Genomic DNA, 15,666 nt, shown 5'->3' on the forward strand with positions numbered 1-15,666 from the left:
CGTCGGGCTCGTCGGTCACGCCGAGGAGCGCGGCGCCCGCGGTGACGGCGGCGCCGTCCCAGTGCAGGTAGGAGTGGCTCTTGAGGGTGTCGACGTCCCGCTTGTAGCGCTGGAAGGGGCTGCGGAGCTCGTTCACGCTGGACCCGGCGCCGTCGAGCATGGTGTCGATCGCCTCGCGCGCGAGGTGACAGATGCGCGGTGACGCCATCCGCAGCAGGCATGCCTGCTCCAGCGACGCCTTCTCACCGGCGTCGGCGAGCTCGGTGACCACACGGTGGGTCTCGTCCCACACCAACCGGGCGACCCGGGTCCGGGTGACGGCGTCGCCGTAACGCACCCAGGCCTCGCGGTGCTCGCGCTGCGGGCCCAGCCCGAACCCGACCGTGCGGGTCAGGATCCGCTGGGTGAAGTCGGCCAGGCAGGCCTCGGCGGAGCCGACCGCGACGGCCGCCAGCAGCACGTCGAACATCCGGATCATGGAGAAGCCCTCGAGCGGGCGGTCGTCGCCGTGGTCGAGCGGGTGGATCGGCTCCTGCCCGAACACCGTCCACTGCCGGTCTGCGGGGACGAAGAGATCCTCGCAGGAGAACGTGTTGGAACCGGTGCCCTTCATCCCGGACATGTGCCAGACGTCGTGGATCGTCACGTCCGCGACGTCGACGACCAGGCCCAGCAGCGCGGGCTCGCTGCCGGCTCCACGGTCCTCGGTCGTGATGAGCAGGGAGTACTCGGAGTTCATGATGCCGCTGGCGAAGGGCCACTTCCCGGTGAGCCGCCACCCGCCCTCGACCGGGACCGCGGTGCCGGACGGGGTGGCCTGGAAGCCCGCGGACAGCGCGCATGGGGCGAACGCCTTGCCGTGCAGCAGGTGCGGGGTGTCCTGGACCAGCGACACGTTGTGCACCACGAGGAACGAGTAGACCCAGGCCGTGGAGGCGCAGCCCTGCGCGAGGATCCGGGTGATCGTGCCGAACTCGCGCATGCCGTAGCCGTACCCGCCCAGGCTCCGCGGTGCGACCAGGTCGAACAGGCCTGCCGCGGTCAGGTCGGTCATGGTCTCGTCGGGGATGCGGCGCAGCTCCTCGCAGTGTTGCGCGCGCTCGCGCAGAACCGGGACGAGGGCCTCGGCGCGGGCGATCAGCTCCTCGGCGGAGGGCCGATCGCTCCGCCCGGTCTGCTCAGCGCGTTCCGCGGTCGCGGTCATGGGGCACCGTCCTTCTCGGTGGGGCCGGACGCCGTCGTCGCGGCCTGACGGGATCATCAGAACGCGGGACGGGTGGTGCGCGGAGGTCTCACTCTGAGATGGGCGGAACCGGGATGAGGTCCCGACGACACCCTCAGTACCCTGCTCAGCGTGTTGACCAGGATGTCGTCGCTGTTCCTCCGCACCCTCCGCGAGGACCCGGCCGACGCGGAGGTGCCCAGCCACAAGCTGCTGGTCCGCGCGGGTTACGTCCGCCGCGTCGCCCCGGGCGTCTACTCCTGGCTGCCGCTCGGGCTGAAGGTGCTGCGGCGCATCGAGAACGTCGTGCGCGAGGAGATGGACGCCATGGGCGCCCAGGAGATCCAGTTCCCCGCGCTGCTGCCCCGCGAGCCCTACGAGGCCACGAACCGGTGGACCGAGTACGGGCCGAACCTGTTCCGGCTCAAGGACCGCAAGGGCGGCGACTACCTGCTCGGCCCCACCCACGAGGAGCTGTTCACCCTCGCGGTCAAGGGCGAGTTCTCCTCCTACAAGGACTACCCGGTCGTCCTGTACCAGATCCAGACCAAGTACCGGGACGAGGAGCGGCCCCGCGCGGGCATCCTGCGTGGCCGCGAGTTCCTGATGAAGGACTCGTACTCCTTCGACCTGTCCGACGAGGGGTTGTCGGAGTCCTACGCCAAGCACCGCGAGGCCTACATCCGGATCTTCGAGCGGCTCGGCCTGCAGTACGTCATCGTGGCCGCGACCTCCGGTGCGATGGGCGGCTCGGCGTCGGAGGAGTTCCTGGCCGAGTCGGAGACCGGTGAGGACACCTTCGTGCGCGGCCCCGGCGGCTTCGCGGCGAACGTCGAGGCCGTCACCACCCCCGCACCGCCCGCGCAGCCGGTCGACGACAAGCCCGCCGCCGTCGTCCACCACACGCCGGACACCCCGACGATCGAGACGCTCGTCGACTACCTGAACGCCCATACGGACCGGACGTTCACGGCGGCCGACACGCTGAAGAACGTGCTGGTCAAGACGAGGCGGCCCGGTGCGACCGAGTGGGAGCTGCTGGGGATCGGCGTGCCCGGGGACCGCGAGGTCGACCTGAAGCGGCTGGAGGCCTCGCTGGAGCCGGCCGAGGTGGCGCTGCTGGAGGAGAAGGACTTCGCCGCCAACCCGTTCCTGGTCAAGGGCTACATCGGGCCGGAGGCGCTCCAGACCAACGGCGTGAAGTACCTGGTCGACCCGCGGATCGTGACCGGCACGGCGTGGGTGACCGGCGCGGACAAGGCCGACCACCACGTCGTCGACCTGGTGTGCGGCCGGGACTTCACGCCGGACGGCACCATCGAGGCCGCCGAGGTCCGCGCCGGCGACCCCTCGCCGGACGGCACCGGCGTGCTGGAGGCCGCGCGCGGCATCGAGATCGGGCACATCTTCCAGCTCGGCCGCAAGTACGCCGACGCCTTCGCCCTCGACGCGCTCGGGCCGGACTCCAAGCCCGTCCGGATCACCATGGGCTCCTACGGCATCGGCGTCTCACGGCTGGTCGCCGTGATCGCCGAGCAGAGCCACGACGAGTCCGGGCTGATCTGGCCCCGCGAGGTGACCCCCTTCGACGTGCACGTCGTCGTGGCGGGCAAGAGCGCCGAGCTGCTGGAGGGCGGCGAGGCCGTCGCCGCCGAGCTCGAGGCGGCCGGCCTGCAGGTGGTCCTCGACGACCGCAAGGCCAGCCCGGGGGTGAAGTTCGCCGACGCCGAGCTGATCGGCGTGCCCACGATCGTCGTGGTGGGGCGGGGGCTGGGCGAGGGGAAGCTCGAGATCAAGGACCGCCGCACGGGCGAGCGGTCGGAGATCCCGCGCGAAGGTGCCGCCGAGGCGCTCGCCGCGCTGGTCCGCGGCTGAGCCGGTCCGGACGGCACCGTCGTCCGAGCCGGGATCCTCCACTTCGTCCATCGCGTCGACCGGCCCGACCGAGAGCCCGGCGAGGAGAGGGTGGAGCTCTCCCCGGTCGGCTGATCCACCAGACGCCCCTAACGTCCGGGGGCCCGGAAGTCGTTGGCGCTCCACCAGTCGTAGAGCGCGGTCGTGTCGCCGTCGCTGCGGCGCAGGTAGCCGAGGGCGAGGGCCTTGTAGTCCGCCCAGAACAGGTAGGCCGCTCCGCCGGCGGTGTCGACGTAGCAGCCCACCCGACCCGCGAACTCGTCGTTCTGGCTGTAGCCCGTCGCGATGGCGGTGCCGGTCCTGCAGCCGGAGTGCTGGCCGTTCTCGACGAGCGGGACGTTCTCGGCCCGTGCGGCGCCGTCGAAGCCGTCGTCGAGCTGGCTCTGCTGGGCGTAGCGGGTGAACGTGGCGCCGTCGGGGCCGTCGACGGGCCCGTCCTCGCACACGAGGTAGGACAGAGCGCCGATCGTGCTCGCGGTGCCGGCCTCGGCGGTGCAGTTGCTCCTGGAGAACCCGGCCGGGAGGTCGGCGAACAGGGCGGCGTCGCCGGACCCCGGGGCGGTGGTCGGGGCCACGCTCTGCGGTGTCGGTGTCGGTGTCGGTGTCGGTGCCGTCGCCGGGGCCGGGGCCGCCGTCGGGGCGGGGGCCGGGGACGGGTCGCCCCGGACCAGCAGCACCGTCGCGGTGCCCAGGCCGCCGAGGACGATCAGCACCCCGGCGACGACGGCCGCGATCGCCGCGCGTGAGATGCGCGTGCGGGGCGACGGGCCCTGGCCGACCCTCGTGTCCGGGGCCGAGGACCAGCCTGACCCCGGGCCGGCCGGCACCTGGTGCGGGTCGCTCCGGGCGGGGGTGGGTGCGCCGGTGCCGAACGTCGACGGGCGGGGCTCACCGATCGGCGCGGGCGGCGCGGTCTGCCCCGAGCCGGCCGCGGTTCGCACCGCCGTGCGTGCCGCGGCGGCCAACGCCCCGGCCGTCGGGAAGCGCTGGTCGGGGTCCTTGGCCATCCCGCGCGCGACGACCTCCTCGAGCGCCGGGGGCACGTCCGGCCGTCCGATCGGGGGCGGCGGCACGGACAGGTGGGCGTGCATCAGCGTGGGCAGGTCACCGGTGAAGGGCTGCCGCCCGGACAGCGCCTGGTGCAGCACGCAGGCCAGGGCGTAGACGTCGACCCGGGGGTCGGCGGGTACGCCGTGGAACCGCTCCGGCGCCAGGTACGCGACCGAGCCGGGCACGGTCCCGCTGCGGGTGAGCTGCTCGCCGCCCTCGCCGGCCGCGCTGGAGCTGGCGATGCCGAAGTCGAACAGGTAGGCGAACACCGCGCCCGCGTCGACCACGTCGCCGGCCCCGGCGAGCAGGATGTTCGACGGCTTCACGTCCCGGTGCACCATCCCCTCCGCGTGCGCGGCGTCGAGGGCGCTCGCGATCTGGGAGACCACCGCGACGGCCGCGGCGGGGGAGAGCGGGCCGTGCGCGGCCAGCCAGGACCCGAGGTCGGGGCCCTCGACCAGGCGCATGTCGAGGTAGAGCCGGCCCTCGATCTCGCCGAACCGGTGGATCGGCACGACGTGCGGCTCCCGCAGCCGCGCCGCCGCCCGGCACTCGCGGCGGAAGCGCTCGGTGTACTCGGCGTCGCCGGCCAGGGCGGGCGGCAGGACCTTCAGCGCGACCTCGCGGTCGGTCTCGGTGTCGAAGGCGCGGTAGACCTCACCCATGCCGCCGCGGCCGAGCAGTTCCTCGATCGTGTAGGGGCCGAACGTCGTGCCCTGCACCGTGCCCCCTCCACCCCCCGCGGTCGCGGTCACCGTATCCGCAGCGGCCCCGGACCGGCCGGTCCGGACCGTCGTCCACCCGGCGATCTCGGGCGGGTGCGCGGCGGCGTTACCGGGTGGGCACCGCGGCGGTGCCGAGGATGTCCTCGACGGTCGACGGGGGGACGAGCGGTGGGGTGGCCGGACCGCCGACCGTGTCGGCGTTGGCGACCAGGAGCGCGGTGCCACCCGCGGGCACCGGTACGGCCAGTACGAGCGTCCGGCCGCGGGTGGCGAGGCAGCCGTCGTCGAGCGGCGTGGTGGAGACGGCCTCGACCACGGCGCCCGTCGCGTCCCCGATCTCGACGGTGCGGGGCCCGCTCAGCGTGACGCGCGGACCCTGGCCCGCGGTGCTCGTGTAGAAGGACCGGCCGAACTCGGCGGCGAAGCGCCGGGCGAGCGTCGCCGGGTCGTCCGGCGCCTCGACGAGCGCGCTGGTCGCAGTACCGCGCTTGTAGGGAGTGCCACGGCAGAGGTAGCCGGGCGCGTCGGCGCCGCCGGTGAACGCGACACCGAGACCGCGGGCGGCCACGCCGTCGAGCGGGGTCCAGTCGCCGGGAACGGCATAGGTCAGGTAGGGCGTGGTGATCGGCTGGTAGCCCGCCGGGACGCTCGGTCCGGACAGGGCGGTGACGAGGAACCACGCGCCGCCGCCGATCGCGGCGAGGGTCAGCAGGATCACCGTGGACAGGCCGGCGATCCAGCGGCCGGTGCGCTGCTCCCGCGGTTGCCCGGGCGGCGGGGCCCAGGAGGGCCCCGGGGCGGCGTACGGGGGCGGCACTCCCCAGGGCTGCTCGGCGGGGATCTCGGGCTCGCCCGCCCGCCCGGGCACGGCGGGATAGCGCTGCCCGGGGTAGTGCGGGGCGTCGGACCCGCTCGGGGGTGTGGGCGCGGGGAAGCCGGTGCCGGGGGTGGCGCCGCCGGGGACGGGACCACCGTAGGGGGCGGCGATGCCGGGAGGGGAACCGGTGCGGCCCGGGGTCCGGTTCGTCGTCGGGAGGTCGGTCTGCGTGGCACCGGTCTCGCTGGGCGGAGCGGCCCGCTCGGCAGGGACGATCGTGGTGGCGTCGCCGTCGGCGCCCGTCGCGGCGTCCTCCCCGGGTTCCGGGCTCGCACCGGGTTCCGGGACGTCCGTGCGCTCGCGGGGCTCGTCCGACCCGCTCGGTCTGTCCACGCGCGGAGACTAGCGTGGGCCCGAGCCGCCGCCCGCTCTCGATCATGGTGACGGGTCGTCGGGTGTGGTCTCCTTCCCCACGTGGACGCGAGGGGCGTGTTGCGCCGGCGGATGCCCTGGGTGCTGTGGGCGATCCCGGTGGTCGCCCTGCTCGCCGCGCTCGTCCTGCTGCTGAAGGGCGCTCCGACCGCGGCCGCCGTGGTCGCCGCGGCCGCGCTGCTGATGGTGGGCCCGATCCGCCGCCTCACCGTCGGGCACCTGCCCGTCGAGCTCACCGCGGACGAGGTCGAGGAGCTGCGCCGGGTCGCCCTGTGCGAGGGCGAGCTCGCCGCCGTCCGGCGGCTCCGGGAGCTGCGCCCCGCCACCGGGATCGGCGCCGCCGTCCGCACGGTGCGTGGGCTCTGACGGGGACACCCGGACCCCGGACGCCGCCCGCCCACGAGGTCCCACCGGTGAGCGGACGGCCGAGCCGACGGGCGGGCGCCGCGATCGGGCGAGGGCCGGGTTCGTCTCAGCCGGGGAGGAAGGAGAGTCGGACGCTCCGCACGGCGTTGTCCACGTTGGTGTCCACCAGGCACACCGACTGCCAGGTGCCCAGAGCGAGCTCCCCGTCGATCACCGGGACCGACATCGACGGCGCCACGATCGCCGGGAGGACGTGGTCGCGGCCGTGCCCGGGGCTGCCGTGGCGGTGGGCCCAGCGGTCGTCGGCGGGGAGGAGGTCGCGCAGCGCGGTGAGCAGGTCGGTGTCGCTGCCGGCACCCGTCTCGATCACGGCGACGCCCGCGGTGGCGTGCGGCACCCACACGTTGAGCAGGCCCTCCCGCGCGTCGACGGAACGCAGGTGGTCGGCGATCCGGGAGGTCAGGTCGACGACCCGCTCCTCGCCGCCGGTCCTGACCTCGATCAGCTCGGTGTGCATGCCCCCGACCCTAGGAGAACCCCCAGCACCCGGGCTCCCGCGAGTCGCGCTGTGGGCTCCCGCGAGTCGCGTTGTGGGCTCCGGCGAGTCGCGTTGTGGGCTCCGGCGAGTCGCGTTGTGGGCTCCGGCGAGTCGCGCTGTTCGATACGGAGGGAACGGGACAGCCGTAGGGTCGGGGTGTGCGCGAGGCGTTCGGACGGATCTTCGACGTGCCCGACGGCTACCTCAACACCGCGAGCGTGGGGGTACCGCCGCGCGAAACGGCGGCCGCCGTCGACCGTGCCCTCGACGCCTGGCGATACGGGACCGGCCGGGCGACGGACTTCGACGGCGTGGTGGCCCGTGCCCGCGCCGCCTTCGGCCGCCTCGTGGGCGTCGGCCCCGACCGGGTCGCGGTCGGGGGCTCGGTGTCCGCGCTGGTCGGGCTCGTCGCCGCCGCGACCCCCGACGGCGCGCAGGTCCTCGTGGCCGGGGGCGAGTTCAGCAGCGTCAGCTACCCGTTCGCTGTGCAGGGCCGCGGCATCACGGTCATCGAGGTGCCGCTCGAGGAGCTGGGGGAGCGGGCGCCGGAGGCCGACGTCGTCGCGGTCAGCGTGACCCAGTCCCTCGACGGCAGGCTCGCCGACCTCAACGCCCTGCGCGGCGCCCGTGCGTCCGGCACCCGCGTGCTTCTGGACGTTACCCAGGCCGCGGGCTGGATGCCGCTCGACCTCGGCTGGGCCGACGCCGTCGCGGGCGCCTGCTACAAGTGGCTCTTCGCCCTGCGCGGCGCCGCCTGGATGGCGGTGCACCCGGACCTCGACCTCGTGCCGCACGCCGCGAACTGGTACGCGGCCGAGGATCCGTGGGGCAGCACCACCGGGCTGCCGCCGAAGCTGGCCGCCGAGGCGCGCGGACTCGACACCTCGCCCGCCTGGTACAGCCACGTCGGCGCCGCGGACTCCCTGAGCTGGCTCGCCGGACTCGATCTCGCCGCGGTCCGGGCGCACTGCGCCGGGCTGGCCGACCGGTTCCGCGCGGGCCTCGGGCTCCCGCCCGCGGGCTCGGCGATCGTGCACGTGTCCGTGCCCGACGCCGCGCGCCGGCTCGCCGCCGCGGGGATCGTCGCGACCGCACGCGGCGGCGGCGCCCGGCTCTCCTTCGGTCTCTACAGCACGGACGACGACGTCGACCGCGCCCTCGCCGCCCTCACCTGATTCCCCCAGAGCGCGACTCGCGGGAGCCCAGGGCGCGACTCGCGGGAGCCCAGGGCGCGACTCGCGGGAGCGGAGGGCGCGACTCGCGGGAGCGGAGGGCGCGACTCGCGGGAGCCCAGGGCGCGACTCGCGGGAGCCCAGGCGGACTCGCGAGGGGGAGGAGGCCTCAGCGGACGATGCCGGGGAGGGAGGGGATGGTCGGGACGGTGCCGGTGGCCGCGCGCCAGCGGGAGGCGCGGACCGTGCCCTCCGTGAGCGCCTTGAGCGCCGCGACCCGCAGCTGCTGGTTGGTGGTGTGCTCCAGCACCGACCGCCAGGCCGCCAGCGCGTCGGCCTCGGCCGTGACGGCGAGCCGCCCGGCGGACAGCGCGTCCGTGACCGGCACCGGGGTGTCGTAGGCCGGCTGCGCCGACACCGGCCGCGCCCCGACGTCCGTCAGCGTCTGCTCGATCTGGCTGCGTAGGGCGCGGTGCGCCGCGATGTCCTCGCGTGCCACCGCGGCCTGGTCCTCGGGCACGAACGCGAGGATCAGCGTGGCGGACCACAGGGCCGCGTGCTCGGCGGCCAGGGCGCGCTGCAGCGCGTCCACCGCCTCGTCATCGATCGGGACGCTCATGGGGTCCGCGCCGCCCCCAGCACCGCGGTGTAGGCCGCGCAGCAGGCCGCGACCGAGCCGACCAGCCCGGCGCGCGCCGTCGGGACGCTGCTCACCAGCCCGGCGGCCTCGCGTGCGGCGTCGGCGACGGCCCGGCGCACGGCGTCGAGGTCGGCGCCCGTCAGCGGGGTCGCCGGCGCGGGTGCGGGGACGGCCGTGGTGGTCCCGGCGACCCGGGCGATCTCCTGCTCCAGCGCGGCGGCGTGGTCGGTGCGGGCCGAGCGGAGCGGGTCGAGCCGCGCGGTCAGCGACGGATCGGCCGTGATCACGGCGGTGACCAGGTCGGCGTCCGAGCGGGCGCGGGTGACGAGCGGGATCAGCGGGTCCGGCTCGTCGTCCGACGATGCGGCCGCGCACCCGGCGAGCACGGGGGCGGCGAGCGTCAGCCCACCGGCCGCCAGCCCCAGCGACAGCACCCGTCGCCGGCTCAGCCGCACGGCGGCCGGGGGGAGCGGGGGGCCGGGGTGCACAGCCCGGCATCCTGCCAGCCACCGGCGCGGTGGCAGGGCACGGGTGGGGAGATGGCTCCGGCCGTCCCTCCGGCCGTCCGCGATAGTCTGGACGGCCGTTACCACCCTGCCCGTCGTGAGGAGATCCATGCCGAGCCCCGCCCCCGATCAGCTCACCGGCACGCTGCGGGGTGTGCTGGAGCCCGTCGTCGCCGACGCCGGGTTCGAGCTCGAGGACGTCGAGGTCCGGGCCGCCGGGCGCAAGCACACCGTGAAGGTGGTCGTCGACGTGCCCGAGGACGCGGAGGAGACCGCCGTCGGGCTCGACGCGATCGCCCGGCTGAGCCGCTCGGCGGCCGCGGAGCTGGATCGGCACGAGCACCTGATCGCGGGCTCGTACACGCTCGAGGTGACCTCGCCGGGCATCGACCGGCCCCTCACCCGGCCCCTGCACTGGCGCCGGGCGCACCTGCGGCTGGCCCGGGTGACACTGGCCGGCGGCGGGTCGACGGACGTGCGTGTCGGGCACGCGGGACCGGAGTCGGTCACCGTGGTGGAGGCGGGCGCGAAGCGGCCGCGCCCGCAGGAGCTGCGCTACGCGGACGTGACCCGCGCCGTGGTGCAGGTGGAGTTCAAGGCGCCGCCGAAGGCGGAGGTCGAGGTGCTCGACGGGGCCGCCCGCGCGGAACCGGGGAACGAGGAGCAGGCATGAACGTCGACATCGCGGCGCTGCGGGCCATCGAGCGGGAGAAGGAGATCCCGTTCGACACGGTCATCGAGGCCATCGAGACCGCCCTGCTCACGGCGTACAAACACACCGAGGGACACCAGCCGCACGCGCGGATCGACATCGACCGCAAGTCCGGGCTGGTCCGGGTGATGGCGCACGAGACCGGCGAGGACGGCGAGCCGGGCCCCGAGTGGGACGACACGCCGGAGGGCTTCGGCCGGATCGCCGCCACCACCGCCCGCCAGGTCATCGTGCAGCGCCTGCGGGACGCCGAGCACGAGCGCACCTACGGCGAGTTCGCCGCCCAGGAGGGCGAGATCGTCTCCGGCGTGATCCAGCGCGACGCCCGCGCCAACGCCCGCGGGGTGGTCGTGGTCTCCCTGGGGCAGATCGAGGGCGTACTGCCGCCGACCGAGCAGGTGCCGGGGGAGGGCTACGAGCACGGCGACCGGATCCGCTGCTACGTCGTGGGCGTGAGCCGGGGAATGCGCGGCACGCAGATCACGTTGAGCCGCACGCATCCCAACCTCGTGCGCAAGCTGTTCGCGCTGGAGGTCCCCGAGCTCGTCGACGGATCGGTGGAGATCGTCGCCGTCGCCCGTGAGGCGGGGCACCGGTCGAAGATCGCGGTGCGGTCCACGGTCCCCGGGGTCAACCCGAAGGGCGCCTGCATCGGCCCGATGGGCCAGCGGGTGCGCAACGTCATGAGTGAGCTGCACGACGAGAAGATCGACATCATCGACTGGTCGGACGACCCGGCGACGTTCGTCGGCAACGCACTCTCGCCCTCGAAGGTGGTGTCCGTCACGGTGGTCGACGCGCGGACCCGGACCGCGCGGGTGGTCGTGCCGGACTTCCAGCTCTCCCTCGCCATCGGCAAGGAGGGGCAGAACGCGCGGCTCGCAGCACGTCTGACCGGCTGGCGGATCGACATCCGCAGCGACGCGGACCCCCGCGCGCAGGCCGGCCGGACGGAGATCGACGCGACGCCGGAGGACGGTCCCTCCGTGGCGCGCGCCTCGGGGACGGAGTCGGTCGGCTGAGGGGGGACGCGCTACACTCGACCCCGGCCCGCGATCGGGCGCAGGGGCCCGTCCGCACCTGTGTCGGGTGCCGCACCCGGGAGTTGGCCACCGGTCTGTTGCGCGTCGTCGCGGTGGACGGGGCCCTGGTCCCGGATCCGCGTGGTCGCCGCCCCGGCCGGGGTGCCTGGGTGCACCCCGTCGCGGGGTGTCTCGACCGGGCCGAGCGCCGGTCGGCGTTCCCGCGGGCACTGCGTGTCCCGGGGCCGCTGTCGGTGGCCGCGGTCAGGTCGTACCTCGACGGGAACCGTGTCGCTGCGGCGGCGGATCCCGATGGGGTGCAACAGGGGGGAGCCGGGACAGTCCCGGTTCCGTCACTCACGGAAAGCAAGGTCGACCCGTCATGAGCCAGTCGTGAAGATCGCACCATGAACGTGCATCGACTCTAGGTTCGAGGTCGAGCGGAACCTGCCGCCCGGCCTCTCTTGAGCAAGAAGAGGAGAGCAGTGGCAGGCAAGGCCCGCGTGCACGAGCTCGCGAAGGAGCTCGGAATTTCCAGCAAGCAGGTTCTCAGCAAGCTTGCAGACCTCGGGGAGTACGTGAAGTCCCCGTCCTCCACCGTCGAGGCCCCCGTCGCGCGCAAGCTGCGTGACTCCATGGCCGGCAACGGTGGCGGACCCCGTCGCGGGGTCCCCGGCGGTGGCAGCCGCCCCCGCCCCGGTCAGTCGTCGGCCCCCGGTGGCCCGCGCCCCGGCGCCCGGCCGTCCGAACCCGCCCAGGGTCCCGGTCAGGGTTCCGCGCCGACCCCCGGCCCGTCGCGCTCCGGCGCGCCCATCCCCGGTCCCGGCCCGCGGCCGGGTCCGCGTCCCGGCCCCGCGCCGGCCTCCCGCCCGGAGACCCCCGCGGAGCGCCCGGAGACCCCCATGGAGCGCCCGGCCGCCTCGGCTGCTTCGGAGGCCCCGGCCGCCTCGGCGTCCCCGGCGGCGCCCGCCCGCCCGGCCCAGCCGGGTCAGTCGGGTCAGTCGGGTCCCCGCCCCGGTCCGCGCCCCGGCCCGGCCCAGCCGCAGCGGCCCGCTCAGGGCGGTCCGCAGGGCGGCGAGCGTCAGGGTGGCCAGCAGGGTGGTGGCGAGCGTCAGGGTGGCGAGCGTCAGGGCCCGCGTCCCGGCCCGCGTCCGGAGCAGTCGCGTCCCGCGGCCGCCCAGGGCGGTTCCGGTGCCGGCACCGTGCCCCCGCGCAGCGCCGGCCCGCGTCCCGGCCCGCGCCAGCCGCGCGTCGGCAACAACCCGTTCGGCGTCGGTTCCGGCGCCCCGCCGCGCCCGGCCGCGCCGCGCCCCGGTCCGCCGCCCTCGCAGGGTGGCGGCCAGCAGGGTGGCGGCCAGGGTGGGCAGCAGGGCGGCGCCCCGCGTCCCGGCCCCGGTGCCGGCGGCCCGCGGCCCCCGCAGCGGTCCGGTGAGGCCGGCCGCGGCGGTCCGCGCCCGAGCCCGGGCAACATGCCCCCGCGCCCGAACCCCGGCATGATGCCGGCCCGCCCGGCGGGTGGGCGTCCCGCGCCCGGTGGGCGTGGTGGTCCCGGCGGTCGTGGTGGTCCCGGCGGTCGTCCCGGCGGCCCCGGTGGTCGTCCCGGCGGCGGCGGCTTCCGCCCCGGTGGCGGCGGCGGTCCCGGTGGCGGCGGCGCCCCGGCGGGCGGCGGCTTCCGCGGTCGTCCCGGTGGCGGCGGCGGTCGTGGCCGCGGCGGCACGGCGGGTGCCTTCGGGCGTCCCGGCGGTCCGGCGCGCAAGGGCCGCAAGTCGAAGCGGCAGAAGCGCCAGGAGTTCGACTCCATGCAGGCGCCCTCGGTGGGCGGCGTCCGTCTGCCCAAGGGCAACGGCGAGACGATCCGGCTGCCGCGCGGCGCGTCGCTGACCGACTTCGCGGAGAAGATCAACGCCAACCCGGCCTCGCTGGTGCAGGTGTTGTTCCACCTCGGCGAGATGGTCACGGCCACGGCGTCGGTGGCGGACGAGGTGCTCGAGCTGCTCGGCACCGAGATGAACTACACCGTCCAGGTCGTCAGCCCGGAGGAGGAGGACCGCGAGCTGCTCGACAGCTTCGACATCTCCTTCGGCGACGAGGGCGACGAGGAGGACTGGGTCGTCCGGCCGCCGGTCGTGACCATCATGGGTCACGTCGACCACGGTAAGACGCGGCTGCTGGACACGATCCGGAAGGCGAACGTCCGCGAGGGCGAGGCCGGCGGGATCACCCAGCACATCGGCGCCTACCAGGTCCAGACGGAGCTCGAGGGCGTCGAGCGGCCGATCACCTTCATCGACACCCCGGGGCACGAGGCGTTCACCGCCATGCGTGCCCGCGGGGCGAAGTCCACGGACATCGCGGTGATCGTGGTCGCGGCCGACGACGGCGTCATGCCCCAGACCGTCGAGGCGATCAACCACGCCCAGGCGGCCGACGTGCCGATCGTGGTCGCGGTGAACAAGATCGACGTCGAGGGCGCGAACCCGGCCAAGATCCGTCAGCAGCTGACCGAGTACAACCTGGTCGCGGAGGAGTACGGCGGCGAGACGATGTTCGTCGACATCTCCGCGAAGCAGGGGACGAACATCGAGCAGCTGCTCGAGGCGATCCTGCTGACCGCGGACGCGGCGCTGGACCTGCGGGCCAACCCGAACATGGAGGCCCAGGGCGTCACGATCGAGGGTCACCTGGACCGCGGTCGTGGTCCGGTGGCGACCGTCCTGGTCCAGCGCGGCACGCTGCGGGTCGGCGACTCGATCGTCGCGGGCGACGCCTCCGGGCGCGTCCGGCGGATGGTCGACGAGCACGGCGACGACGTCACCGAGGCGCTCCCGTCGCGCCCGGTGCAGGTCATCGGTCTGACCTCGGTCCCGGGTGCGGGCGACACGTTCCTCGTCGTCGACGAGGACCGGGTGGCCCGGCAGATCGCGGACCGGCGGCGGGCGCGGGAGCGCAACGCCGAGCTGGCCAGCCGTCGCAAGCGCGTGTCGCTCGAGGACCTCGACGCCGCGCTGAAGGAGACCAGCACCCTCAACCTGATCATCAAGGGTGACAACTCGGGTACCGTCGAGGCCCTCGAGGACGCCCTGATGAAGCTGGACGTGGGTGAGGACGTCGACCTGCGGGTGATCCACCGCGGCGTCGGTGGCATCACCGAGGGCGACATCAACCTCGCCATCGCGGACAACGTCATCGTCATGGGCTTCAACGTCCGTGCCGAGGGCAAGGCCACGGAGCTGGCCAACCGCGAGGGCGTGGAGATCCGCTACTACTCGGTGATCTACCAGGCGATCGAGGAGATCGAGCAGGCCCTGAAGGGCATGCTCAAGCCGGAGTACGAGGAGGTCGAGCTCGGCCGGGCGGAGGTCCGCGAGGTCTTCAAGTCCTCCAAGTTCGGCACGATCGCCGGTTGCCTCGTGATGAACGGCGAGATCCGCCGCAACGCCCGCGGGCGGCTGCTGCGGGACTCGGTGGTCATCGCGGAGAACCTGCCGATCAGCTCGCTGCGCCGGTTCAAGGACGACGTGGTCGAGGTCCGCGAGGGCTTCGAGTGCGGTCTGACCCTGGGCACGTACAGCGACATCAAGGTCGACGACGTCATCGAGACCTTCGAGATGCGGGAGAAGCCTCGGGCCTAGCGGCCCCGGTGCGCCGGGGTCGGCCTGCGGTCGCGGGCCGTCCCCGGCGTTCGGACACGGCTGTCCTTCGAGCATGTACGTGGGAGCACTGGAGCTGGACGTCCTGCTCGGGGACGTCCACTCGCTCAAGCAGAAGCGCTCCGCGGTCCGGCCCGTGGTGGCCGAGCTGCGGAGGCGCTTCGCGGTGTCCGTCGCCGAGGCGGGGCACCTGGATCTGCATCGACGGGCCCTGATCGGGGTGTCGTGCGTGGCCGCGGATCCCGGCCACGTGACCGAGGTGCTCGACTCCTGCGAGCGGCTCGTCGCCGCCCGTCCCGAGCTGGAACTGCTGTCGGCCCGGCACCGGATGCTGGGACCGGAGGACTAGCAGCTCCGCCGCCCGTGCGCGCTCGGTGGTGCTCCGGCACCGCCGCCCGCGCACGGCGGCGGAGCCGCAGGGAGGAGCGCGTCATGGTGGACCAGGCCCGCGCCCGTCGGCTGGCGAAGCGGATCTCGCAGATCGTCGCCGGGGCGCTGGAGCACGAGGTGAAGGACCCTCGGCTGGCGATGGTGACCATCACCGACACCCGGGTCACCGGTGACCTGCGCGAGGCGACCGTGTACTACACGGTGCTCGGCCGCACGGTCGACGAGGCGCCCGACACCGCCGGTGCCGCCGCCGCGCTCGAGAGCGCGAAGGGCGTGCTGCGCACGATGGTGGGCCGGCAGACCGGCGTGCGGCACACCCCGAGCCTGTCCTTCGTCGCCGACGAGGTCCCGGACGAGGCCCGCCGGATGGAGGAGCTGCTCGCCCGGACCCGCGCGTCCGACGCCGAGGTGGCCCGGCTGGCGGCCGGCGCCCGGCCCGCCGGCGAGGCCGACCCCTACCGGGCGCCGCGCGAGCAGGACCGCTCCGCAGCCTTCGGGGACGAGTGAGCA

15 protein-coding genes are annotated in these 15,666 nt (G+C 74.7%); 9 read left to right on the top strand and 6 right to left on the bottom strand.

The genetic code is table 11. The features are described 5' to 3' along the window. Positions 1–1,204, bottom strand: a 1,204-nt coding sequence (locus ACL02T_RS18845; protein ID WP_412832029.1) for an acyl-CoA dehydrogenase family protein, incomplete at its 3' end; no start/stop codon positions are given. Between the two features lie 150 nt (positions 1,205–1,354). Between ACL02T_RS18845 and ACL02T_RS18850 the strand changes: the two genes are divergently transcribed. Further along, positions 1,355–3,097 (top strand): proline--tRNA ligase, encoded by a 1,743-nt coding sequence (locus ACL02T_RS18850; protein ID WP_412832030.1) that lies wholly within the window; start codon positions 1,355–1,357, stop codon positions 3,095–3,097. Between the two features lie 128 nt (positions 3,098–3,225). Here the strand turns inward: ACL02T_RS18850 and ACL02T_RS18855 are convergent, their stop codons facing one another. Both ACL02T_RS18855 and ACL02T_RS18860 read right to left on the bottom strand, forming a co-directional pair. Next, a complete protein-coding gene (locus ACL02T_RS18855) occupies positions 3,226–4,908 on the bottom strand; it encodes a serine/threonine-protein kinase (RefSeq protein ID WP_412832031.1) in 1,683 nt (560 codons plus the stop codon). 109 nt (positions 4,909–5,017) lie between these two features. Then, on the bottom strand, positions 5,018–6,121 hold the full coding sequence (locus ACL02T_RS18860; RefSeq protein ID WP_412832032.1) for a DUF8017 domain-containing protein: 1,104 nt from the start codon (positions 6,119–6,121) through the stop codon (positions 5,018–5,020). Between the two features lie 81 nt (positions 6,122–6,202). Between ACL02T_RS18860 and ACL02T_RS18865 the strand changes: the two genes are divergently transcribed. Further along, the gene (locus ACL02T_RS18865; protein ID WP_412832033.1) at positions 6,203–6,526 is read left to right on the top strand and encodes a hypothetical protein; all 324 of its coding nucleotides are present in this window, start codon (positions 6,203–6,205) and stop codon (positions 6,524–6,526) included. 106 nt (positions 6,527–6,632) lie between these two features. On the opposite strand, the gene ACL02T_RS18870 is transcribed toward ACL02T_RS18865, so the two are convergent. Then, the gene (locus tag ACL02T_RS18870) at positions 6,633–7,043 is read right to left on the bottom strand and encodes a secondary thiamine-phosphate synthase enzyme YjbQ (protein ID WP_412832034.1); all 411 of its coding nucleotides are present in this window, start codon (positions 7,041–7,043) and stop codon (positions 6,633–6,635) included. Between the two features lie 179 nt (positions 7,044–7,222). On the opposite strand from ACL02T_RS18870, the gene ACL02T_RS18875 reads away from it, so the two are divergent. After that, a complete protein-coding gene (locus tag ACL02T_RS18875) occupies positions 7,223–8,239 on the top strand; it encodes an aminotransferase class V-fold PLP-dependent enzyme (protein WP_412832035.1) in 1,017 nt (338 codons plus the stop codon). Positions 8,240–8,405: 166 nt separating this feature from the next. On the opposite strand, the gene ACL02T_RS18880 is transcribed toward ACL02T_RS18875, so the two are convergent. Beyond that, positions 8,406–8,855 (bottom strand): ferritin-like domain-containing protein, encoded by a 450-nt coding sequence (locus ACL02T_RS18880; protein ID WP_412832036.1) that lies wholly within the window; start codon positions 8,853–8,855, stop codon positions 8,406–8,408. Then, on the bottom strand, positions 8,852–9,364 hold the full coding sequence (locus tag ACL02T_RS18885) for a hypothetical protein (protein WP_412832037.1): 513 nt from the start codon (positions 9,362–9,364) through the stop codon (positions 8,852–8,854). The genes ACL02T_RS18880 and ACL02T_RS18885 overlap by 4 nt, the downstream gene beginning before the upstream one ends. Positions 9,365–9,491: 127 nt before the next feature. On the opposite strand from ACL02T_RS18885, the gene rimP reads away from it, so the two are divergent. From rimP to rbfA, 6 genes are all read left to right on the top strand, one after another. Continuing rightward, complete coding sequence (gene rimP / locus ACL02T_RS18890; RefSeq protein WP_412832038.1) at positions 9,492–10,055, top strand: ribosome maturation factor RimP; 564 nt, start codon at positions 9,492–9,494, stop codon at positions 10,053–10,055. Continuing rightward, positions 10,052–11,116 carry a transcription termination factor NusA gene (gene nusA, locus ACL02T_RS18895; protein ID WP_412832039.1) on the top strand — a complete coding sequence of 355 codons (1,065 nt, stop codon included), beginning with the start codon at positions 10,052–10,054 and terminating at the stop codon, positions 11,114–11,116. Before rimP ends, nusA begins: the two co-directional genes overlap by 4 nt. Positions 11,117–11,229: 113 nt before the next feature. After that, on the top strand, positions 11,230–11,502 hold the full coding sequence (locus ACL02T_RS18900) for a YlxR family protein (RefSeq protein ID WP_412832175.1): 273 nt from the start codon (positions 11,230–11,232) through the stop codon (positions 11,500–11,502). Positions 11,503–11,601: 99 nt separating this feature from the next. Beyond that, complete coding sequence (infB, locus tag ACL02T_RS18905; protein WP_412832040.1) at positions 11,602–14,748, top strand: translation initiation factor IF-2; 3,147 nt, start codon at positions 11,602–11,604, stop codon at positions 14,746–14,748. 73 nt (positions 14,749–14,821) lie between these two features. After that, a complete protein-coding gene (locus tag ACL02T_RS18910; protein ID WP_412832041.1) occupies positions 14,822–15,115 on the top strand; it encodes a DUF503 domain-containing protein in 294 nt (97 codons plus the stop codon). Between the two features lie 83 nt (positions 15,116–15,198). Next, entirely contained in the window at positions 15,199–15,663 is a 465-nt protein-coding gene (gene rbfA, locus ACL02T_RS18915) for a 30S ribosome-binding factor RbfA (RefSeq protein WP_412832042.1), read from the top strand. The last annotated feature ends 3 nt before the right edge of the window (positions 15,664–15,666 follow it).

It is taken from the genome of Pseudonocardia oceanicola (genome assembly GCF_047200735.1).
GTDB lineage: Bacteria > Actinomycetota > Actinomycetes > Mycobacteriales > Pseudonocardiaceae > Pseudonocardia.